Source organism: Anaerococcus murdochii (assembly GCF_019957155.1).
GTDB lineage: Bacteria > Bacillota > Clostridia > Tissierellales > Peptoniphilaceae > Anaerococcus > Anaerococcus murdochii.
In genome coordinates this window covers 190539-213830 of the sequence record NZ_JAIPME010000002.1, presented here as the reverse complement: position 1 = coordinate 213830, position 23292 = coordinate 190539, and the positions used below count along the sequence as shown (strand labels likewise).

At 36.8% G+C, this 23292-nt stretch carries 15 protein-coding genes; 11 read left to right on the top strand and 4 right to left on the bottom strand.

From position 1 onward, the window contains the following. The first annotated feature begins 7 nt into the window (after positions 1-7). The 10 genes from pstA (at position 8) to murJ (ending at position 11604) form a co-directional block, all read left to right on the top strand. Positions 8-823 carry a phosphate ABC transporter permease PstA gene (pstA, locus tag K8P03_RS01445; protein ID WP_223417781.1) on the top strand — a complete coding sequence of 272 codons (816 nt, stop codon included), beginning with the start codon at positions 8-10 and terminating at the stop codon, positions 821-823. A gap of 8 nt (positions 824-831) precedes the next feature. Next, a complete protein-coding gene (gene pstB / locus K8P03_RS01440; RefSeq protein ID WP_223417780.1) occupies positions 832-1695 on the top strand; it encodes a phosphate ABC transporter ATP-binding protein PstB in 864 nt (287 codons plus the stop codon). Then, positions 1695-2312: a phosphate signaling complex PhoU family protein gene (locus K8P03_RS01435; protein WP_223417779.1), complete on the top strand. Its 618-nt coding sequence runs from the start codon at positions 1695-1697 to the stop codon at positions 2310-2312. Before pstB ends, K8P03_RS01435 begins: the two co-directional genes overlap by 1 nt. Beyond that, the gene (locus tag K8P03_RS01430) at positions 2312-2971 is read left to right on the top strand and encodes a response regulator transcription factor (protein ID WP_223417778.1); all 660 of its coding nucleotides are present in this window, start codon (positions 2312-2314) and stop codon (positions 2969-2971) included. The genes K8P03_RS01435 and K8P03_RS01430 overlap by 1 nt, the downstream gene beginning before the upstream one ends. After that, positions 2968-4281 carry a sensor histidine kinase gene (locus tag K8P03_RS01425; RefSeq protein ID WP_223417776.1) on the top strand — a complete coding sequence of 438 codons (1314 nt, stop codon included), beginning with the start codon at positions 2968-2970 and terminating at the stop codon, positions 4279-4281. Before K8P03_RS01430 ends, K8P03_RS01425 begins: the two co-directional genes overlap by 4 nt. A gap of 64 nt (positions 4282-4345) precedes the next feature. Then, positions 4346-4648 (top strand): hypothetical protein, encoded by a 303-nt coding sequence (locus tag K8P03_RS01420; protein WP_223417775.1) that lies wholly within the window; start codon positions 4346-4348, stop codon positions 4646-4648. A 32-nt stretch (positions 4649-4680) separates the two neighbouring features. Beyond that, positions 4681-6207: a 4Fe-4S dicluster domain-containing protein gene (locus tag K8P03_RS01415; protein WP_223417774.1), complete on the top strand. Its 1527-nt coding sequence runs from the start codon at positions 4681-4683 to the stop codon at positions 6205-6207. A 365-nt stretch (positions 6208-6572) separates the two neighbouring features. Next, positions 6573-8315, top strand: a complete 1743-nt coding sequence (locus K8P03_RS01410; RefSeq protein WP_223417773.1) for an ABC transporter ATP-binding protein/permease — start codon at positions 6573-6575, stop codon at positions 8313-8315. Further along, positions 8305-9963, top strand: a complete 1659-nt coding sequence (locus K8P03_RS01405; RefSeq protein ID WP_223417772.1) for an amino acid ABC transporter ATP-binding/permease protein — start codon at positions 8305-8307, stop codon at positions 9961-9963. The genes K8P03_RS01410 and K8P03_RS01405 overlap by 11 nt, the downstream gene beginning before the upstream one ends. Before the next feature lie 69 nt (positions 9964-10032). Beyond that, positions 10033-11604 (top strand): murein biosynthesis integral membrane protein MurJ, encoded by a 1572-nt coding sequence (murJ, locus tag K8P03_RS01400; RefSeq protein ID WP_223417771.1) that lies wholly within the window; start codon positions 10033-10035, stop codon positions 11602-11604. Between the two features lie 55 nt (positions 11605-11659). On the opposite strand, the gene K8P03_RS01395 is transcribed toward murJ, so the two are convergent. From K8P03_RS01395 to K8P03_RS01380, 4 genes are read right to left on the bottom strand one after another with little or no spacing between them, the layout of a single operon-like run. Next, positions 11660-12583: an IS3 family transposase gene (locus K8P03_RS01395; protein WP_223420670.1), complete on the bottom strand. Its 924-nt coding sequence runs from the start codon at positions 12581-12583 to the stop codon at positions 11660-11662. Beyond that, positions 12517-13056 (bottom strand): helix-turn-helix domain-containing protein, encoded by a 540-nt coding sequence (locus K8P03_RS01390; protein WP_223417770.1) that lies wholly within the window; start codon positions 13054-13056, stop codon positions 12517-12519. The genes K8P03_RS01395 and K8P03_RS01390 overlap by 67 nt, the downstream gene beginning before the upstream one ends. 59 nt (positions 13057-13115) lie before the next feature. After that, on the bottom strand, positions 13116-14846 hold the full coding sequence (locus tag K8P03_RS01385) for a vWA domain-containing protein (protein WP_223417769.1): 1731 nt from the start codon (positions 14844-14846) through the stop codon (positions 13116-13118). Further along, a complete protein-coding gene (locus K8P03_RS01380) occupies positions 14839-15744 on the bottom strand; it encodes an AAA family ATPase (protein WP_223417768.1) in 906 nt (301 codons plus the stop codon). Before K8P03_RS01380 ends, K8P03_RS01385 begins: the two co-directional genes overlap by 8 nt. 211 nt (positions 15745-15955) lie before the next feature. Between K8P03_RS01380 and K8P03_RS01375 the strand changes: the two genes are divergently transcribed. Further along, complete coding sequence (locus tag K8P03_RS01375; protein ID WP_223417766.1) at positions 15956-23290, top strand: InlB B-repeat-containing protein; 7335 nt, start codon at positions 15956-15958, stop codon at positions 23288-23290. Positions 23291-23292: the final 2 nt, after the last annotated feature.

Genomic DNA, 23292 nt, shown 5'->3' with positions numbered 1-23292 from the left:
GATTTTTATGAGTAAATTTTATAAGGGGCTAATAATGGTTCTAACCCTCCTTGGCTATGCTATGGCGGGGATTATTATCGCCTATATTTTAATCAAGGGCATACCAAATATTAGCCCATCCTTATTTGAAATGAAATATACTACAGAAAATGTTTCCCTCATGCCTGCTCTTATAACAACCTTGATAACCATAGTTTTAACCTTGATAATTGCCCTTCCTGTAGGAATTTTTACTGCAATTTATCTTTCTAACTATGCGAAAAATAAGTTTCTTATAAAGTCCGTTAGGTTTTCAACTGAAATCCTATCATCAATTCCCTCTATTGTTTACGGTCTATTTGGTTACTTGTTTTTTGTATCAGGGACAGGCTATGGCCTTGGTATGAAGTATTCCCTCCTAGCAGGATGTTTGACAGTGGCAATCATGGTCCTTCCAACCATAATAAGGACAACTGAGGAGGCGATTTTGACAGTTAACCCTCTACAAGCCCACGCCTCCCTTGCCCTTGGTGCCACAAAGATTCAAACGATTTTTAAGGTCATAATCCCTGATGCCATGGACGGGATTCTTGGAGGAATATTCTTATCAACAGGCAGGATTGTTGGCGAATCAGCCGCCCTAATTTTCACCATGGGGTCAAACACTGATATACCAAAAGGCTTATTTAAGTCTGCAAGGACAATGGCAGTTCACATGTACGTCCTTTCGTCAGAAGGTTTCCACGTTAATGAAGCCTACGCTACAGCAGTCCTCCTCCTAGTCTTTGTTGTTTTGATAAATTTTGTGTCAGCAAAGATTAGTAAAAAAATTGTAAAAGCTTAGGAGAAATAATGGATAATATAAAAGATAAGGGACATTTAGGAGACGACATCTTCAAAAAGGCCCAGCAAATAAATAAGAAAAATAAATCAATAATTGCCCAAAGAAATGTAGAAGATAAGGGTACTGCCATTCTTGTCAAAGACTTAGACCTATGGTATGGAGATTTCAAGGCCCTTAAGAAAATAAATATGGATATCAAAAAGGGCAAGGTTACTGCCTTCATAGGACCTTCAGGTTGTGGTAAATCTACAACTCTTAAGTGTTTTAATAGGATGAATGACCTTGTTGATTCGTGTAAAATAGAAGGTTTAATAGAAATAGAAGGAGCTGACATTTATAAAAAAGACGTGGATGTCGTAAGTCTACGTAGGAATGTCGGCATGGTCTTTCAAGCACCAAACCCTTTCTCTAAGTCAGTTTATGACAATATAACCTATGGGCCAAAGCTTTCCGGTATCAGGGATAAGGACACCCTAGATGGGATTGTAGAAAATTCTCTAAAGGCTGCTGCAATTTGGGATGAAGTCAAGGACAAACTCGACCAAAACGCCTTGTCATTTTCCGGTGGCCAGCAACAAAGGATTTGTATAGCGAGAACCCTTTCAGTAAACCCTGAAATAATCCTAATGGACGAGCCTACAAGTGCCCTTGACCCTATATCTACATCTGCCATAGAGGATTTGATGGATCAATTAAAGGAAAAATACACCATTGTAATTGTAACCCACAATATGCAACAGGCAGCGAGGATTTCAGACGAAACAGCCTTCTTCCTTACAGGAGAGGTAATAGAGATGGATCAAACCAAAAAGATTTTTGAAGATCCAGCTGATAAGAGGACTGAAGATTACATTACAGGAAGGTTTGGATAATGAGAACTAGGTTTAATAGTGATTTGGGATCAATCAAGGATATGAGTAAGGAAGTAAGCCAATTAATCCTTATTTCCTATGACAGGATTGACCTATATCTTGATAATAAAAACGATGAAAATTTGGACCATGTCATAGAACTCTATGACGATATAAGAAGGGGAGCAGCAGGAATAGAGAGGTTTTGCTTTGAGCTTTTGGCCCTCCAACAACCAGTAGCCAAAGACTTAAGATTATTGCAAATGGAAATAAAACTTGCCTCAACTTTCAAGAGAATAGCAAGCCACTTAAATTCCGTAGCAGAGATTTTAAAATCCTATGGTCTTTCTGAAAAAGAAATAGTTTTTCTTAAAAAATTTATCGAAAATGAAAAAAATATGCTAGAAGATGGTATAGAGGCCTTTATGACCAACAATAAGGACTTAGCCCTTACCACAATAGAAAAAGACCAAATAAATAACGACTTATTTATAGATGCCATTAACTTTGCGGCAGATGAAAATAAAAATGATATGATAGGTCCAGTAGAATTATCGAATAAAATTTTACTTTTTAAATATTTTGAAAGGCTTGGCGACAGACTCGCCAGGGTAGCAGACTTAGCAACGAGGTTATAATGATTTATGTAGTTGAAGATGATAGGTCAATTAGAAATTTAGTATCCTATGCACTCACAGAAAAAGGCTATCAAGTAAAGACTTTTGAGGATGGTAGGTCAATAGTAAAGGAAATTAGGGAAAATCCCTGCGAACTTTTACTCTTAGACCTCATGCTTCCAGGCAAAGACGGAGTTACAATCCTAAAAGACCTTAGGGAATTTTCTGATATTCCTGTTATAATTCTTACAGCAAAAACTGATGAATTTGACAAGGTTTTGGGCCTTGAAAGTGGGGCTGATGATTATATAACTAAACCATTTTCTATCCTTGAACTCTTATCAAGGGTCAAGGCTATCTTGCGCCGAGTAAGCAAGGTTGATGCCGATCATCTTACCTACAAAAACCTAAGTATTAATACCAAAAAACGAACAGTCAAGGTTGATGGAGAAAAAATCGACCTTACTTACAAAGAATTTGAAATGCTAAACTTATTTATGGCTAACCTTGGCAATGTCATAACCAGGGAAGATTTCCTCCTAAAAATCTGGGGTTATGACTACCAGGGCGAAACCAGGACAGTTGACGTTCACATAGCAAGCCTAAGATCAAAGCTTAAAGAAGCTGGTTCTTACATTTCAACAGTAAGAAACCTAGGTTATAAATTTGGAGAGATATGAAAAAGCTAACTAAAAAATCATTGATTATTACAACAACCATAGCGACAAGTCTTGCTGTGGTTGTTGGTTTTTATACAAGTGAATATAAACTTTGCCTTTTATTTTGGGCGTTTGTAATGGTTTTGTTGGTATCTTCTCACCTTTATATCGACAAAAGATTAGATACCTATGCCAAAGAGATTTCAAAATTTGATAAATACTACGACTTTGACCACATTGGCGAAGATTTTGAAGATGTAGGCAAGATTTACGGCAAGCTCCTTAACAAAAATATCAAACTTGAGAAAAATATTTCTATCCTCAAAAGGCAAATCAAAGAGCTAAAAAATATCACTTCCAATATGGAAGAAGGCTTTATAGTTTTTGATCCAAAGGGCGGGGTAGAACTCATGAATGATTCTGCCAAGGTTTTTCTAAATAAAGACGAGAAGGTTAGGCTTGATAAGCTTATTGACGATAAGGAATATAGGCTCGCCCTTAGGGAAGCTAGGATTTTATCAAGGTCAAAAAGCCTGGCTCTTGATGTAAATTCCTACCACCTAAAGATTTTTATCGACCCAATTTATGACGATGGTAATATGGGTTTTGTGGTAATTATCATTGATTATTCTGAAACTAGGAAGGCAGAGCTTATGAGAAGGGAATTTTCTGCCAATGTAACCCACGAACTAAAAAGTCCACTCACATCTATAAATGGCTATGCAGAGCTCATTGCCACTGGCATTGCCAAGGAAGCGGATGTTAAAAAATTCGCCAAGATAATTTTTGATGAGGGAAATAGGCTCCTTGAAATAATTGACGACATCCTAAGATTATCAAAACTTGATGAAAAAGGACTTGATATAGCCAAATCTTATCTTGATATTAAGGAAGAGATGGATATTATTATCGATAAGTTTAGGCAAAATTCAGATAAGAAAAATATAAAAGTCGAAAATAATTTAGCTTCTTTCAGAGTTCACACAGTCAAATCTCTTTTTGTGGACCTTTTATCAAATATTTATGAAAATGCCATAAAATACAACAAGGAAGGCGGATCTATCGAAATTTCTTCGATTCTTATAGATAGGTCGCTTAGGATTTTTATAAAAGATACTGGCATAGGAATTGCAAGTGCTGATATAAAAAGAGTCTTTGAGAGATTTTTTGTTGTTGATAAATCAAGGGACAGGAAGGTAAAATCAACTGGTCTTGGCCTTTCTATTGCAAAACACATAGCCGATACCCTTGACTTTAAATTGGACATCGAAAGTAAGTTAGGAGAGGGTTCTACTTTTATAATAGAAGTACCAATTGATGATTATATATAATTCATATTGAAACATTTCGTTATATTTGATACAATCATATTGAGAATATAAAAAGGAGACTGAGATGAAGGTAACTATATGTTCATGTGCAAGATGTACAGCCCACGGTAATGAATACTTACACGATTCCGCTGAGCTTGTAAAGAAAGATGTTGAAATTGCTTATGAAGTAGATGGTCTTGGCGACGCGCCAGAAATCGAAATAGTTTATAAGAACATAATGGATGAAGTAGAAAATTCAAAAAGATTATCACCTATTTTAAAAATAGATGACGAGTACATAACCAAAGCTAAACCAGAAGTTCTTATGGAAAAAATGTATGCAACTATCAAAGTTGATAGGGATAAGAGAAGGGCAAAGAAATAAATAAGAAAAGATTAAGTTAGTTGAGGTATTAAATGAAAGAATCGTACATAGATATTTTAAACATAAGAAGGATGGCCTTTGAGGCAATTGCGAAGATTGCCTATGAGAATAGGCCACTGACAGATATAGGCCTAGAAGTATATAATATCCTCCCTGGAGAAGAAGCATCCTACAGGGAAAATATCTTCAGGGAAAGAGCTGTAATGGGCGAAAGACTTAGGATGTGTATAGGTCTTGATGCAAGAACAGCTGACAAAACCGAAGCCATCACAGAAGGTCTTGCTGATATGGACGTTGATAGGAGAATCTATCATCCACCATTAGTTCAAGTTATTAAGATTGCCTGCGAAGCTTGTCCAGAAAACAAGGTTACAGTTACAGACCAATGTCACGCTTGTATAGGACATCCTTGTGTAAATGTTTGTCCTAAAAACGCAGTAGAATACACAGCTAAGGGTGCCATAATTGATCAAGAAAAATGTATCAAATGCGGAAAGTGTGTAGAAGCTTGCCCATACAATGCTATAAATCACCAAAAAAGACCATGTGCGGAAAGCTGTGGTGTGAAGGCAATAAAATCAGATGACCTAGGTCGTGCAAAAATTGACGATGATAAGTGTGTAGCTTGTGGTAAGTGTATTATTTCATGCCCATTTGGCGCTATTTCAGATAAGGGAGAAATTTACCAATTAATTAAGTCTCTCCAATCAGACAGGAAGGTTTATGCTATAGTCGCTCCATCCTTTGTAGGCCAATTTGGTGCAAATGTAAGTCCAAAACAGATTAGAGAAGCTGTCAAAATGCTCGGCTTTGATGATATGATAGAAGTAGGTCTAGGTGCTGACCTTACAACAATGAACGAAGCACATGAATTCTTAGAATCAGTTCCAACAGGTAAAATACCATTCATGGGTACATCTTGCTGCTTCTCATGGAAATCAATGGTTAGAAAGAATTTCCCAGAAATCAACGACAAGATTTCTGAGTCATCTACACCTATGATTTACTCAGGCAAGCAAATGAAAAAACGTGATCCAAATTGCGAAGTTGTTTTCATAGGCCCATGTATTTCTAAAAAACTTGAAGCCCTTGAACCAGAAGTTGCAGAAGTTATTGACTTTGTAATTACCTACGAAGAGCTTTTGGGTATGCTTCTTGCAAAGGGTATAGAGCCAGCTGAAATAGAAGTAGAAGAAGATATCATGGATGCTTCTCAAACAGGTAGGTACTATGCTGTAAGCGGTGGTGTTGCCCAAGCTGTTGAAAAGAGAATCCACGAAATTGACCCAGATGCTCTAGTTAATATCGAAAAGGCAGAAGGTCTCCACGATTGTGTAACCCTTGCTAGGATGGCAAAACTTGGCAAGATGAACGGTAAGCTAATCGAAGGAATGGCTTGTACTGGCGGCTGCGTTGGTGGACCAGGAACAGTTGTTGATATTAGAAAATCATCTAAGGCTGTAAAGGACTTCTCAGTAGCATCAATCTTTAAATCACCAGCAGATAATACAAATATCCCAGTAGCAGATAGACCGGACGATAGCGTCTTACAAAAATAAGCATTAAAATTAAATAATTTATAAAATTTTTAGGGGCTGTTGCAAAATTATGAATAACTATCGTCCCATTATCATAGGGTTCTCTCTCAAAGTTTGCCTCTTTGGGCCGGCAGGCCACATTTATCCCGCCGGCTCACGGAGGCGAAACTTCACGAGAAAGAAGCCCGTCGGCTCATTGAGACCCTATGATGATATCGGGACGATTTATTCATTCTGCAACAGCCCCTTTATTGCTTATTTTTTTCTTAAAACTTGAGTAAATGCCTAAATACTATGATACTGAAAATCAATTGCACGGTTTTATTTCATATGATAAAATAAAATTAATATATTATTAACAATATTAGATAAAAAATGAGGTAAGTATGGTAAATAAAAAACTTCTAGCAATGCTTGAGGGATCAAAAAAATATTTGTATGTAAATTTACTTTTACGCTATGTGTCCCTCTTTATGCAAATTGGAATAGTTTGCATATTTAGTCAGGTTATTTCCTTAGTATTTAGGCAAAAGATAGGGGAGACTTCCCTAGTGAAAATCATCCTTTATGGGATTTTATTTTTGGCTATAAAACTTTTCTGCCAATATATGGTAACAAGAATTTCTTTTCACTCTACAAAATTTATCAAGGAAAAAATGAGAAAAATCATCTTTGAAAAACTCATGGACGATAGGATAGACTTTGAGGAAAAATTGCCAACATCTGCTATTTTGCAATTAGCTGTGGAGGGAGTAGACCAGTTGGAGATTTATTTCACATCCTATCTACCACAACTTTACTATTCCCTATCATCAGCCCTAATACTTTTTGCCTGTATTTCCTATATAAGCAAAACTGCGGCAATTACCCTTCTAATTTGCCTACCCCTAATCCCAGTTTCTATAATCCTAATCCAAAAAATTGCCAAAAAACTTTTGGGTTCTTATTGGACATCTTATATGAGCCTTGCTGATATATTTCTAGAAAATCTTGAGGGCCTTAATGAATTAAAATCTTACGGAGCTGATTCTTATAGGCAAGATTTGATGGATGATTTTGCCGAAAAATTTAGAAAAGCGACTATGAGAGTCCTTGTAATGCAGCTAAATTCAACATCTGTCATGGATATAATAGCATATGGTGGAGCTGCGGCTGGTATCGGGGTTGCTCTTTTGGAATTTAGCCAAAGGGACATAAATATTTTTGGCCTTGTTTTTATAAGTCTTTTGGCTGCGGAATTTTTCCTTCCATTGAGACTGCTCGGCTCATATTTCCACATAGCCATGAATGGTATTGCAGCTTCAAACAAGCTCATGGTCCTAATCGATAGTCTTGATAGGGACTTAGGAAGAGAAAGCCTAGAAGGTGAAAAAATTGATCTTAGCTTTGATAATTTGAATTTCTCCTATGATGGTGGGAGACAAATCCTAGATAATATTAATATTGAAATAAAAAATGGAGAACTCGTTAGTCTTGTCGGCCTAAGTGGGTCTGGAAAATCAACAATAGCTAAGTTAATCAAGGACCCAGGCCTTTCCTTTGATGGAAAAATCCTCATAAATGGGCTTGAAAAAAATTCTTATGATCCAAAGAGCCTTAACAAAAAAATAATAAATGTGGATTTTGATGGCAAGGTCTTTAAGGGAAGCGTCAGGAAAAATTTGAAAATTGCAGGAGAAAATTTAACTGACGAGCAAATGCAAGATGCCCTAAAAAAGGTCAATTTATACGACTATTTTACAGACCAAGCAGGCCTTGATACAGAAATTTTAGAAAATGCTTCAAACCTTTCTGGGGGTCAAAGACAGCGACTTGTCCTTGCCAGGGCCTTTTTGTTTGATGGGCTTTTGTATATTTTTGATGAGGCGACAAGCAATATTGACGGGCCAAACGAGGCAAAAATCATGGAAATAATCCAAAAACTCGCCAAGAAAAAGGCAGTTTTAATCATTTCCCATAAGCTAATAAATTTAGTTAATAGCGATAGGATTTATTTCTTAGAAGACGGCAAAATTCAAAAATCCGGCACCCACGCTGACCTATATGAAAATTCTAAGTCTTATAAAGATATCTTTGATAAACAAGAAGAGCTTTGTTCTTATGCAAAGGGGGTAAGCTATGAAAACTAGGAGATCTGGTCTTGCAATAATGAAAAATATGATAGGACTTGTTGGCGAATTAAAACCTGTTATGGCCCTAGCCATCATTATAGGCAGCCTTGGCCACCTTTGTGCAAGTTTTGTGACAATCCTTGCAGGCTACGGGATTTTGTCGAATTATCAAAACGACGGAAAAACTATTTTTATAATCAAATTAATGCTGATTTTTGCCATTCTAAGAGGGATTTTCCACTATATCGAGCAATACGCCAACCACTTTTTGGCCTTTAAAATTTTAGCCAAAATTAGACACCTTGTCTTTAAGAAAATGAGGAGCTTAGCCCCAGCAAAACTAGCTGGCAAGGACAAGGGCAACCTCATAAGCCTGATTACATCAGATATAGAATTGCTAGAAGTTTTCTACGCCCACACAATTTCACCAATCGGAATTGCCATAACTTACTTAATTATAATGGAAATATTCCTAGGAAGTTTTTCTATCTACCAAGCCATCTTAGCCCTTTTAGCATATGTTGCAATTGGCCTAATAAGCCCTATGATAATTGGCAGGAAAAATTCTAGCCTGGGCCTTGATCTTAGGAATAAAACTGGAGATTTGAACTCTTTTGTCCTTGAAACTATAAGAAATATGGATGAGGTTAAGCAATTTGACCTAAAAGATAGGCAGGTTTCTATCCTTAGGAAAAAATCTAGGAAATTAAGAACAACTGCCAACAAACTTGATCAAATAAGAGCAGGTTCCGAAGCCTTAATTGGAGGCCTTATCCTAGGATTTTCCTTTGCAATGCTTCTTTTATCACTCTTACTTTATAAAAATAATATCGTTGATCTAAAGGGCTTTATAATTCCAACCATAGCCATGTTTTCAAGCTTTGGTCCATTCGTTGCCCTTTCTAACCTTGGCAACATCCTCTCCCACACCCTTGCAAGTGGGGACAGGGTCCTAGATCTTTTGGAAGAAGAGCCAATGGTAAGGGACGTTTTGGGAGATGATGATAAGGAAGCCTTTGAATCTGCAGAAATAGATAAGATTTCCTTTGCCTATGAAAATGAAAAAATCCTCGAAGATTTCTCTTTAAAATTCGACAAGGGCAAGATTTTTGGACTTTATGGCAAAAGTGGGTCTGGAAAATCAACTCTACTAAGACTTTTGATGAGATTTTGGGATGTGGACCAGGGAGAGATAAGAATAAATAACGAAAATATCAAGGAAATCCCAAGTGAAAAACTAAGAAAAATGCAAAGTCTTCTTGGCCAAGACACCTATATTTTCAATATCAGCCTAAAGGATAATATTAGGCTTGCAAAACTTGATGCAACAGATACAGAAATAATAGAGGCGGCAAAAAAAGCTTCTATCCACGATTTTATAAGTTCCCTAAAAGACGGTTATGAAACCAGGGCTGGAGAATTAGGATCGACCTTATCAGCTGGTGAAAGACAGAGAATTGGCATAGCCAGAGCCTTCCTCCACGATTCAAATCTCTTGCTTTTTGATGAACCAACAAGCAATCTCGATATCCTAAATGAAGCAAGTATCCTAAAATCAATCAAAAAAGAGAGCCAGGATAAGACAGTTCTTCTCGTAAGCCACTCCCTATCAAGCTTATCTATAGCCGATGAGAAAATTCAAATCAAAGGAAAGAGAAATTCCTAAAACCATATATTTGTAAATGGGACATTTTTTAGATATAATATAGGAAAGTCTTTATAAGAGAGGAAATTTATGGGTCAAACTACTTTGATGCTCATGATAATAACCATCATCTCAAAGGTCTTCGGATTTTTAAGAGAAGGCGTGATGGCTTATTACATTGGAGCAGGTGATCTAAAAAGTGTATATACAACAGCCAACACCCTGCCTGTAGTTGTATCAAACTTCGTGGCAATGGGTATTATTTCAGGTTTTATACCTATATATAACAAAGCAAAAAATGAAGAGGGCGAGGAAGCCGCAGAGGAATTTACCTCAAATGTATTTAATATTTTGATGCGCTTTGCCCTTGGTGCGGTAATTTTTGGTATAGTTTTTGCAAGACCTTTTTCTAAAATCCTAAGCCCTGACCTTGAGGGGGAATGGCTAGACCTTGCGACAAACTACACAAGAATAATGATGTTTGCAGTCTTTGCCTATCTTTATTCTGCGATTTTTAGGGGCTATTTAAACCTCAAGGGCAATTTCTTTGATCCTGCTATAACTGGGATCTTGATGAATATTGTAATTATAATTTTCACAGTCCTCACAGGCATCACAGGCAATCCTTATTTGTTGATTGTAGGAGCTCTTTTGGGAAATGTTTTGCAATACATCCTATTTCCAAAAGCCGTAAGACAAGCAGGCTATGAACACAAAAGAATAGTCGACATCCACAACAAGTATGTCAAAAGTCTGATGATTGTGGCAGTGCCAATAATTATCTCATCTGCCGCTGGCGAACTTTCTATAATTGCAGACAACTCCATGGCGTCTTACTTTTTCGGCAAGGCTGCCATTTCAAAATTGTTTTATTCAAAAACCATGCTCACCCTAATCACAGGAGTAATTACAGTTTCTGTCACAACAGCTATTTTCCCAAAAATTGCCCACTTGGGTCAAGCGGGTCAAATAAAAGAGATGAAATCATCAATCTCATCTGCTGTTGTCACATCTATGAGCCTTGTAATTCCTGCCACCATCGGCATGATGGTCCTATCAGGGCCAATAATAGAGCTTGTTTTTGAAAGAAGGGCCTTCACAAGCGAAGATACAATAATCGTTGCGAGCCTCTTGTCAGCCTACGCCCCTTATATAATTTTCCAATCCATTACAGATGTTGTGGATAGGGGATTTTATGCGGTTGGCGATAGCAAAACTCCAGTTATTATAGTTGTGATCCAACAAGTTTTGAATATCGTCTTAAACTTTGTTTTGATCAAGTATTTTGACATCAAGGGTTTAGCTTATGCAACAGTTGTTTCAACTGCCATTGGGTCAATCATGATGATTTATAAATTTAGGGATAATTTCGGATCCTTTAATTTCAAATCGACCCTAATTTCCCTAGGGAAAATCGGCTTTGCAACTGGTCTTATGGCCTTTTTGGCAGATGTCACATACACCATGCTAGCTGGTAAAATTTCCCATATAATCGCTCTTTTCGGAGCTATTATTGTGGCAGGCCTTGTTTATATTTTGCTAATTTTACTAGCCAGGATTCCAGAAGTCATGGACCTAGTTAACCAAATCTACCACAAGTTTTTTGAGAAAAAAGAAGAACCAAAAAGGGTAGCAAGAAGAAAAAGAAAAAATAGGTATTAAAAAAGATGGCGTAATTTGACCTGAACCCGTAAACACGGAATAATTTAATAATATTTTAAGCGGAATGTAATCTGTACATAACAGGGGACATTCCGTTTAATTTTGTCTTAATCCTATCCTCATTGTACCATTTGATATATTTTTCAATCTCATTTCTCAAATGATCATAACTATTAAACTCTTCTCCATAATACATTTCCTGTTTTAATATCCCAAAGAAGTTCTCCATTGGAGAATTGTCTAGACAATTACCTTTTCTTGGCATACTCTGCCTAATATTCATTTTTTCTAGTTTTTTAGTCCAAGTACTATGTTGATAATGAAATCCTTGGTCTGAGTGTATTGTTAATTCTTTAATTTCTTTATTTTCTTCTAACGCTTTTTCTAGCATTGTATTAGTTAATTCTATTGTTGGATGATCGCTTAGTGTATAACTTATTATTTCACTGTTGTATAGGTCTAATATTGGTGATAGGTATAGTTTCTTTTCTTGCCCTTTTATTCTAAATTCTGTTACATCTGTTAGCCATAATTGATTTGGCTTAGTAGCTGTAAACTGTCTTTTTACAACATTATCTGCTACTTTACCTATTTGTCCCTTGTATGATGAGTATTTTCTTGATCTAGTTTTGTATTTAGTGCATAGCAAGGATTCTTCTCTCATTATTCTTAAGACTTTTTTATGATTAATATTAAAGCCTTTATTTTTTAATACCATAGTTACTCTTCTATAGCCATATCGACCTTTTGAAGCTTCTGTTATGGTTTTAATTTCATCTTTAACTTCTTTGTCTTTATCCACTGGACTTTCTAATTTTATCTTCCATTCATAGTATGATGATTTTGGTAATTTTGCTATTTTTAGCCATTCATTTATTTTAATTTGTGGATTTTCTTTTAGAAGTTTGAGGATTATCTTTGTTTTTTCCTTGCTTCTGCTTCCTCTTCCAGGAGCAAGGCTTGTAACTTTTTTTCGTATATTATCTTCATTTTGAGAAGTCTATTTTCTTCTCTTAATCTTATTAACTCTTCTCTTTCACTTTCATTTATTGGAGTATTAGGTTTAGACTTCTTATTTGATTTGGTCATGTCTTTTTTAGGCCTTCCTCTGTTATCTTCTAGTCCAGATAAACCACGCTGTCTATATGCTCTCTCCCAATTACATATTATTGATCCATTTTTTATATTAAAGTGCTCTGCGGTTTGTCTGAATGAGATATTATTGATTTGCCTATATTGTATTACAGATAGCTTAAATTCACTAGTGAATTTATCTTGATTTTGTTTTTTTGATAAGTTATCAAAACCTCCTGATTGATATTTGATTATCCAGTTTTGTAATGTACCCTCGGGTATATCATATTTTTTAGCAATCATCGGACTGCCTCCAGATTCCCCTGATAAGTATTCCATTACTAGTTTGATTTTAAATTCTTTTGTGTATTTTGGCATGCAAAAACCCCTCCATCCGTATTCCGGATTTTGGGGTTCAGGTCAATTTTGCCATCTTTTTAAATTTTCATAATGGTATTTTTCATAAAAATCGAAACAATTTTGGAGAAATTTTCAAGGCTCGTAATCCTACAAAAATCAGCCCCATAAATTAGTTTGCCATTTTCTATATCTTCGTCTTCTCCTGTAAAGACGCCCAATACAGAAATTTCTTCGTTTTTTATATTCCTAATCTCCTTGGCAGTATCTTTCACAGCCACATCCCCGACATACTGTTCTTTTTCCAGGAGTTTTACAGTATTTATATTGGCCTTTTCGTCATTTGGTCTCCCGTCTGATAAGATAATTACAATGTGTTTTTCATTGTCCTTAGTCTTGTCAATTAATTCATTTAAAACCTTAAAGGCAAGTCCGTCCCTGTTTGATCCAGAGGCGAAATATTTGAAAATCTCCTTGTTGTTGTGTTTTTCGTTATAATCCCTAAAGAGATTGAAAACTGTGTGGTCACGTAGGGTCGAAAAGGACATGACCCTAATAGGTATGCCCACTTCATCCATGGCATTTTCTATGATGTAGGCTTGGTTTGCGATAATTTCCTGCCTATTTCTCTGGCTGGCTGAGGAATCCAAAAGCAGATCGACCTTGAAAGTCGAAACGTCGTCGTTTTCTACATTGTCAAAAATATTAAAATCTTTAAGGACGCTGGCCTTCCAAGCCTTTGTAGAGTCTACAATCCCGTAGGCCTTTGACACCTCAGAAAAATCTTCGTAATTTGCTATAGAATTTTTAATAGTCTGGGCAAGTTCCTTGATGGAACGATTGTTGATGGCGAGATTTTTTTCAATATAATCCTTATTTTTCTCAAAAACCTCGTCCCTATTTTTCTTATAAAATTTTGCATTTGGACTATCTGTGTAAACTCCCTTGGTAAAATACAAAAATTTCCCAGAATGAACCCCGGTTGCGAGTTTTTTCTCAAGGGACTTGACCCTCATTTCCGGAAAAACCGACTTGCCATAGAAGTCTTCAATAAATTCATTTGTTCCATGGTAGCCTTCCTTATCAGCATTTAAGAGGATTAGGTGCCTATCCATATCCTTATTTTTTTCTTCTAGGTAGATATTTCCCGTAAACTCAGCCGAACCAATGTTAAACTGGTCCTTTATAAAGTCATCAGAAAAGTCGAAATCCTTGGCATCCTTCTTTGAATTTTTAAAGTCCTTGGGTTTTTTATCCTTAATCATCTCTTTAAGGAGGGATTCATTTTCCCTAGACTTTTCAAAAGTGAAATAGGTCTTAAAAACCCCGTTTAATTTCTCAATGAGTTTGCCTGTATCAAGTTCATAAATCTTAAAAATATCCCTATAAATTGTCCTGAAAAACGGACCCTCAGTGATAGGTTTGCCTAAGATTTGCCCATAATAGGCCTTTTCGATTTGCTCTTTTAAGTCGTCCGCCTCGTGGAAATTGTATTTTCTTAGGGCTTTTTTTGCAAAATCTTTCCTCAAAGAATCTATAACCAGATTGTCCTTGGCAAGACTCTTGTAGGCAATATCTTCCATCAAGAGATTGGCAATAAAGGAAAATTCTGGGAAAAAGGGACTTTCGGACCTCAAATATTCAAAATATGAATCCAAAACATCAAAATCAAAGGTCTTAATTACAAAACCCCTGGTCATATTTTTATAAACTTGGTCCATGGGATAGGATTTTTGGGGAAGAAAGTCGTATTTTTCCGCAAAATCCCAGATGATGTTATATTCTCTTATCTTGTCAAAATTCTCACTCATCAAAGACACTCTCGTCTATTTTTTCAGGAATTTTTGTCTTTATCAAATCAAGGACAAGGTCTCTTTCAAACTGGTCAAAAGACTTATTCACCAGACCCATTTTGATAGCGTCAAATGGATTAAGGCCGATTTTCATAGTTTCAATAGCCCCGATTAGACCCCTAAGGTCCACAGATTTTGTTGAAATTTCATTGTTTTCGCTTTTTAATTGTAGAGAAATAAACATATCAATCAAAGCTTGTCTATATTTTTCCTTGAGGGTTGGGAAATTATCCTTAAGGAGCAAATCAAGATTGGCTTTGGTAATATTTGGCACATTTATAATCATAAACCTTGATGCCAAAGCCTCGTTAAGCTCACGAGTGCCAACATAACCGTAGTTCATAGTTCCAATAAATCTGGTGTTTGGATCGAGATTTATCTTGTCAAAACCAGATATATCAATAATTCTCCTGTGGTCAAGACTTGCGTGTAGGACAGAAATCGCCTCGTTTTTTGCCATATTGATCTCATCTAAAATCGCAAAACCACCATTAATAGCAGCTTCATAAATTGGCCCCTTCCTAAAAGTCACCTCACCATTTTTGAAAGTATCAGCTCCTATTAGGGAAGCAAAGTCAGTATTGACATGGAAGGAAACATTGTAAGTTGGTCTTTTAAAAAGATAGGAAAGGTTTGAAGCAAGGACGTTTTTGCCAGTCGCCTTAGCCCCTGTAAGGAGGATATTCTTCCCCGCCAAAAGGGCGGCAATTGCCTGTTCTAAGACATCTTTCCCATAGTATTTATACTCTGGCCTTATAATCCTGTCGTTATTTTCAAGGCCATTTTTTTGTCTATATTCTTCTAAAAGGGCAATCAAATTCTCATTAATGCCCTGGTCTTTTAAATAATTAATCATAATTCACCTCGGATTTATTATACAATAGGCAGGAAAAATATCATTTTTTTATATTTGCAATAATTGCTTTTGATAGGGATTATTTTTGATTGTTAAATTGCTTACAATGTTTATTTTTTAAGGCTTTTGGTGTATAATATAACTAAATAATGTAATATTTTAATTTGTTAAATTATCACAAGAAAGATTATTGATAAATAAGGAGAAAACTATGAAAAGTACTAAGAAGTTTGTTGCTTTTTTGACAGCTGCTGTCATGATGGCATCAAATATAGCTCCAGCTTTTGCAAGCACTGCGAAATACGATAGCTTGCCATCGGTTATTGTAAATCAAAAAACTCCAGTTAGCCCTGCAAAAACTAAAAAAAATGAAAATGCAGCGGATTTGATAAAAAATCCAGACCAACCTGCAATCTTCACCCTACGTACAGACTATAAAGTACAAAAGGGAGAGAAATATGAAATAGACTACCAACCATACGTTGCAAGTGTAGGGGAAGCTGCAACAAAGGGTGAGAAAGAAAAGGTCAACCAAGAAATCACCTTGCCTGACCTTGCGGGCTATGACAAAAGCCACCTAGATGATACTTACAAAATCGACTATAATACTGTTTATGATGCTGCTAAGGGCAAGAATGAAACAGGAGACGATAAGGATGGGAAGAGATATTTTGCAAACCAAGAATTCAGGTATAAGGCAAAATCAAATGAAATAAAGATTAAACATCTTTTCCAAGACATGAACGATTTTACCAAGTACACAAACCCAGGAGGAGAAGGTAAGCCAGAAAAAATCACTACCCAAGCTGGGAACACTGGATCAACCATGGAAGTAAGCCCTCTAAATGAGGTTGACAGAAAAGGCTTTGAGCCAGAATCTAAGTTTATCACTATGAGGGTCCCAGAAGATGTGACAGACTTTGTTTTGGAATACCGCTACAACCGTGCCCACTACAATGTTGACTTTGATACAATGGGAGGTACACCACTATCAACTCGTACCTACTACTATGATCAAGAAATTCCAAAAATAGAAAATGAACATATCCCAACAAAAGTAGGTTGTGTGTTCCAAGGATGGATGCCTTCTCACGACCTAACAGATAAAGACGGAAATACTTATAAAGAGGGACAAGTTATAAATAAAGCAGACGGGAAACCTTCCCTTGATCTTGATGTCCACCTCAAAATGCCTGCCCTTCTTTTAGGTCAGGATGAAAAATCAAGAGAGAGACTAAAATTCACAGCAGTGTGGAAGGATAAGGAAAAGGCAGACTACGCAGTCCAATTCTGGACAGAAAAGGCTGACCATGCAGATAATGCATCTATCATGGAAAAGTATGAATACCTTAGCACCCGTGTTTATAAGGATGCCGATACAGGATTAAAACCAATTTTAAAAGATGAACCTGTAAATGGACTAAGATTCCCAGACCTAGACCAAGCTCGTCTAAATAAGATATGGGCTAACGCAAGATTTAATCGAGGCCTTAATCTTTATCTAAACAAATTCTTTGTCTACAATGAAGATTTAACAAACAAGCAAAACTCCGACCCAAAAGTACCAAGTGAAGTAAAAAAAGTCGAAGCTACAGGCAAAACAGTCTATAACATTTACTACGACAGGCAAGTCTACGACCTCTACTTTACTAAGTCCAATGCACAACCTGAGGAAAACACCATATACCCTGAAATTTGGAAATATGATGAAAAGGAAGGTGAGGCAGTTAAAGTAGGTGGCCCAGGCAACCCATACCACTACAAGGCAAGATTTAATGAGATGATGTATAAGTGGCCAAATGATGCTAAGCAAACCAAGGGCTTCACACCTGGCTACCAATCTTTCGGTTGGGGACCAAACTACGTTATCCCTAATTGGCCACTACACCTTGACACACCACCTTATAGGCTTAATGCCGATGAGTTTCTAGACATGGCTAATTATACTAATTGGGGCGGCTATACTAAGCACATAGACAAGGGCGATGGCACAACCATCGATTTAGATAGTTCCGATTTTAAAACCCTATCTTTTGGTATAAAACAGGATCATCCATCTATTCCTCACCACATGGACTTTTGGATGGACGGCTTTAAGGACGGGGAAACCATCATCCGCTACGACCTTGTTAGGACCAAGGCAGATACGGCTGCCCCTGACTATGGCCATAGATATCCGAAAGTTACAGGCTTTACTCCTCGTGACTATGAACCTGGTAATCCTCAAAGTGCATGGCCAGTAATCAGAGAGGGAAGCGAAGAAAATGGTCGTGTGGATGAAGAAGGGATTAATGACCTAAACGATGAGCGTGATGAAATCACCCCTAACAATTGTGGGACATACTATAACAACCAAGGAGTAAAACTCCCTATAGGCCAGCTAGACTTTATCTCAGTTTTCTTTAGCGATGCTGATCCATGGGGCGATCCTAAAGATGATAGCATTAAAGCATTTGAAGAAAACGGCTACCTTCGTTTCAAATACACCCGTAACAAGTACCCACTAAGGTTCAACTACGACCCATCAATTATTAGAGATGATTCTTACTTTAATTCAAAAAAATCATTAGATACCTTCTATGAATTTCCATTAAAGGTTTTAAGTCCGGAATTAGTTTCTGATCAAACACCTAGGGAAGAAAGGGAATATTTCAAAGAGGACCCAAAAAACTTATTGGACAATCCAGAAAACTTACAAAAGTTAGGCCTTACAGACCTAGTCTTTACTGATCCAAAAGATGGCAAACTCAAAGTCAAAAGACCAGAAGGCCTTTCAGACCAAATGGTATTTAAGGGTTGGGCATTAGACCCAGCAGGCACTAAACTTGTTTGGGAAAACAAGGACGAAAAAATGCCTTTCCACCCATTAAACCTATACGCAAAATGGGGCGAGCCTGACTACAAATGGAAGGTAACTTTCGATCCAGATGGTGGAAAGCTTAAGACAATCAAAGAAGAAAACCTAACAGAAAAACGCAAGACTATCCAAGAAGGCGACATAGGCCAAGAAGAAGTAAACACCTATGCGAAAAAAGAAGCAAATGACGGCGACAAGCAAAACTTTACCGTTATCCAAAGGCAAAAGCTTGTAGAACCTATAGCACCTACAAAAAAAGGATACGACTTCCTAGGTTGGGAAGTAATCCGCTACAAGAAAAATGACAAAGGCGATTACACAGACGAAGTCGACACTTCCTACCGTGATAAATACGGCGTGCCAGAGCTTTACACCTTTGGCAACGACGTAGTTTCTCCAATCACCCTCAAGGCAATTTGGGTTCCTAACCAAAGAGTGGACGTAGAAGTTCATCATCATATCCTAGATAAGAATTGTAAAGAGAAAGAAGAAAAAATAGACATCTTAGAAAATAAGAGGACAGGTTATTACACAGCAACAGTTGGTGATAAACAAGGTGAAACATTGATCCTTGCTTCTCATGAAGAGTTAATGAATACTCAAGATGCAGGAATTAAAGAAATGTATGAAAAATACAACAAAGATTTCGGATTCAACAACACCTACTTCCAAAACCAACGTATAGAGCCAGAAAAAATCAAAGACCCTAACTCAGGGGACATGATTCCTAACCCAGCTTATAAGGGCAACGTCTTCCACTTCTTCTACAGACCTTTCAGACAACGTGAATACACTGTAAATTACCTAGATGAACAGGGAAAAGCAGAAGTTGAAAAATTCTTTGATGACTTGAAACGTACTCCTACTGACGGATTAACAGGCAATGACCTTCTTGAAGCAAACAAGGCTAACAAAAATAAATATGAAGCTAATAAATCAAAATTACAAGAGATTATCAAAAAACATCAAATTGTAGAACCAGAAGCTGTCACAAACGGTAACCGTCACTATGATGCAAGAAACTACAGAAGGATTGATGGTTGGAAGCTAACTAGTGATCCTCAACAACAACTCTTCTTCGATGTCAATGAAAAAACAAATGAATTTTTGGGCATCAACGGCACAGGATCAGACCAAATCTTCTTCTACTATAAGGATGTTAGAGTAATAGAAGTTCCAAAAAATGGTAAGACACCAGATGGTTATGTCAGAGTGACCTTTAAGGCGGAAAAAGGCGGATCCTTTGGTAAGGATGAAAATGGAAATGACATCACAGAACTTCACTACGATGTAATAAAGGGACTTAAGTCTGACTTCCTTCCAGTTCCAAAAGAATTAGAAGAAGGCAAGACAAAAGAAGCTGACAAGTACTATATCACTCCTGATGATGGTAAGAAATTTACAAAATGGGATAAAAGTCCACTATTAAATAAAAACACAATCATTAATGAAGGCCACGAATTTACAGCCTACTTCGATTGGTCAGGCCTCACAGCAAAAGGACTTATAAGGACAGAAGCCTTTAAAGATGACAAGGCTGATGGAACAAAAGACTGGTCAAACAAATTTGCTCCAACTATTGATCAATTAAAAGCACAATTAGTTTGGAGAGAAAAAGATCAAGTTAAAGATCTACCAGCAGGAACTGAAATAAAATTATTCGATGAAGCTGGAAATGAACTAACAACAAACGACCAAGTCTATGATTTAGTAAATGAAAAGAAAGCTGCCGACAAAGACCAACTTGTCCGTACAGTAAACATCAAAGCTAAAGTAACTTTCAAGGATGGCAAAGGCCAACAAGAGCTTGATATACCAATCACAGTTTACAAAAACGTCTACGAAGCTCTCACAACAGGTGAAAAGCCACTATTCTTATCAGATGCTGAAAAGGGTGAGCTTAAAGACATAACAGGAAATTATGTAAGAGTAAGAGTAAACCCAACAGGTAAACCAGGCGAAAAAGATACAAAGATTTATTACGTAAATCCAAAGGCTTGGGTAGAAATTCCTGAAATCAAATTAACAGAAGAAGAAAAGAAAAACCTAGGCTTCACAAATTGGACAGCTGATAAGGCCAACCAAAACGAAGGACAAGCAGAAAATGGAATCTATGACTTTAATAAACGTCATAAATTTACTGAAGATACTCTAATTCAACCAGGATTTGCTAAGGATGTAGTACCTCAAGAAGGTAAGGATAAACCAAAAGTTCCAGATTCTTATGTAAAAGTTATAGTTAGGACTACAGATAAAGCAAACCAAGAAAAAGAAGAAGCTTTCTGGGTTAATCCAACCAAGGAAGTATCAATTCAGTTTGATCCTCCAACAGGTAAGGAAAAAGTAAAAGTCAACATCAAAGGACTTGGAGAAAAAGAAGTCACATATGTATTTAAGGGTTGGCAAAAAGTCAAAGCTGGTGAAGCGGATGATAAGCTACAAGATGTTAAACCAGCTCAAGATATTATCCTAGCCAACAACAAATACACTGATAAGGTAACTGTAATAGAAGCAGCCTACAACGAAAGATTTGCTGCTACACCAATAGTTAAGCCAATCAAGACCGAAGAGCTTCACACACCTGAGGGCAAAGAAATTACTGATAAGGATTTGATTGGAAAAATCACTCCACCAGAGAATAAAGAAATTGACTCTATAACAGTAGTTGAAAGACCAGATCCAAGTAAACCTGGCAAACAAGAAGCTAAGGTAACTATAAAATACAAAGACGGCTCAACCCAAGGAACAAATGACAATCCAGTCATAATCCCAGTAGAAATTCACAAAAATATAATCCCAGAAGCGCCAGGTGGTCAAAGACCAAAAGATGCCATGGAAAATTATGTGAAAGTAATCTTTAAGGCTGGCAAGGGCGGAAGCCTATCAGGTGACACAGTCTATTATGTAAGCCCAGAAGTTCAAGTCGATATGACAGAATCTGCTGGCAAAGTTACAAAGACACCAGATACAGGATACTTTGTAAATGGTGAAAAATGGACTAATACAGCTAATAAAACATTAAAGGGTATATTTACTGATCCAGAAACAGAATTTGTATTTAACTTCGATAAGTCAGAAGACATCGTAGAAAAAACTGACGACCCTACCCAAGTTATTCCAAAAGGATATGTAAAAGTAACCTTCAGAACAGAAGATGAAAACAAGGGCAAACTTGAAGGTGATATTAAAGAAAAAATCTACTATGTAAATCCAAAAGCTGGAATTACCTTAAAAGTTTTAGGTGAAAATGAAACTGTAAAAGACAAACAATTAGCAGTTCCAAAAACAGTCCCTGCAACAAACTACGAATTCTTAAATTGGCAAGAAAATATTGATGAGAACACACCAATTAAAAGCGATAGAGAACACGTTGCAATCTTTAAGTCAGGCCAAGTGACCTTGACCTATGAAGGTGGTGAAGGCGCAAGCGGTACAGTCCCAGCTTCTGTGACAGTAAATTATGGAGAGACAGTAGGACTTGCAGGTCCTGGAAGTCTAGCAAAACCAAATGCAACCTTTGCTGGCTGGAAACTAGATGAAGATGAAAAAATCTACCAACCAGGTGACCAAGTTAAACTTGAAAAAGCGAGAACTGCAACAGCCCAATGGTCATCAGCTAAACACACCGTAACCTTTAACACTATGGGCGGCAGTGATGTTCCAAGCCAAACAGTTGACCATGGAAATAAAGCAACAAATCCAGAGGCACCAAAACAAGATGGCAAAGTCTTTATGGGTTGGAAAGAAAAAGAAACTGACACATCTTACTTTAACTTTGATACACCAATCACAGCAGACAAGACCCTAATAGCAATCTGGCAAGCTCCAGTTCAAGTAATTGACGAAAATGCCACTGTCGAAGAACAATTCATTAAAGTCACCTTCTTAAAAGGCAAGCACGGAGAACTTGATGGTCAAACAACTTATAAAGTTGCCAAAGACTACACATTTGCACAGGCAGTTAAAGCTGGTCTAACAGTTCCAGAAATCAACCCAGCTAAATACTACAAGGCAAAAGCAGAAAATTCTGGTTGGGACAAAGCTCTAGTATTAAATGGCGAAGATATAACCTTCACAGCCCAATACGAACCTAAAGCTGATGTAATACCAGTAGATCCAGAAGAAACTGACAAAGATAAGATCAAAGACGAAACACCTGAAGGAATGGTATTAGTAGAGTTTAGAGTTCCTGAAAACAAAGCTTTCATGACTGGCGACAGTAAATTCTATGTCAAAGCCAATACAGATGTAGAAATTGACACACCAATTGTTCACAAGTTAACCTTAGAAAATAATGCTGTTAATGACTATGAGTTTAAATCATGGGATTTAACAAAGGGTGAAAATGATAAGTGGACATTTGAAAATGGTAAGTGGAAATTTGAAGAAGACACAATAATTGGCGAAGCAGACGAAGTAAAGCCAGATATTAAAATAAAAGAATTAAAGCTAAACGCAAATAATATTCTAATTGATGAATTGACTGAAGGTGCTACTGGATATCTTGAAATAAGTGGAGAAGGAATATCAAGTAATAAAACAATAACATCTGCTAAAAGAGGACGCTTAAATGTTTTCTTTGTAAAAAAATCAATAGGCAGAGGATTAAAAAGAGGTGATAAAATCACAATCTACGCAATTAAAGATGGAATTAAGTCTGAAGAGAGAAAGTATGATATAGGGTGGTAAAA